The following is an 895-nucleotide window of genomic DNA, read 5'->3' as shown; positions in this document are numbered from 1 at the left end:
CTGGGTCGCCCTGCCCGACGCCCACCGGCACACCGACCCCGCCTTCGAGCACCACACCGAGCTGCCCACCGTCACCGCCGCCGGCCTCCGCAGCACCGTGATCCTGGGCACCCTGGACGGCGCCACCTCACCCGGAACCGCCCACACCCCCCTGGTCGGAGCCGACCTCACCCTCACCGAGGGTGCCGAGCTGCGCCTGCCGCTGGAACGCGACTTCGAGTACGCGGTCCTCGCGATGACCGGCAGCGTCGACGTGGACGGCGTCCGGGTCGAACCCGGCTCGGTCCTCTACCTCGGCTGCGGCCGCGCCGAACTCCCCCTGCTGGCAAGGACGGACAGCGCGGTCCTGCTCCTCGGCGGGGAGCCTTTCGAGGAGAAGATCGTGATGTGGTGGAACTTCATCGGCCGGTCCGGTGAGGAGATCACCCAGGCCCGCGAGGACTGGATGTCAGGCCCCCGCTTCGGCGAGGTGCACGGCTACGACGGCGACCGGCTGACTGCTCCCCAGATGCCCGCCGTTCCCCTGAAACCACGGGGTCGGGCGCGCTGAGCTGTGGGTTCACCCTTCGTGCGGGCCTGCTCTGCCCGCACGAAACCACCCCTGGAACTTCCGCTCCGAGGAGTGTGCGAGGAGCCCCGATGGTCTGCGGATCATGCGGGCCGACTCATTGCGCAGCCTTACCGGCCTTCTCCTGTGCGGGCATGTACGACAGGGTCTGGCAGGATCGATGCTGACCTTTTGCTGACTTTGCCGACGGGTCATCGGATGTCCGGGCGGCGCCGATGACCAGCGCGCCTGCGTCTTCCGCGGCACCGTCACCGTCGCGTCGATCCGACTCCGGCTCAGACCGTGATCAGCCCGCCTCCAGAGCGTCGGCCCGATTCCTGAGGTCCT

General features: G+C 69.7%; 1 protein-coding gene. It reads left to right on the top strand.

Annotated features, from left to right (window positions below):
- Window positions 1–550: pirin family protein (locus IE329_RS39970; RefSeq protein WP_308438446.1), on the top strand; the 550-nt coding region annotated here is incomplete at its 5' end.
- Between the last annotated feature and the right edge of the window lie 345 nt (window positions 551–895).

Origin of the sequence: Kitasatospora indigofera, from assembly GCF_014655955.1 — a bacterium.
Lineage (GTDB): Bacteria > Actinomycetota > Actinomycetes > Streptomycetales > Streptomycetaceae > Kitasatospora > Kitasatospora indigofera.
The sequence above is the reverse complement of the archived record's forward strand: the minus strand, read 5'-3'. Positions and strand labels throughout refer to the sequence as shown.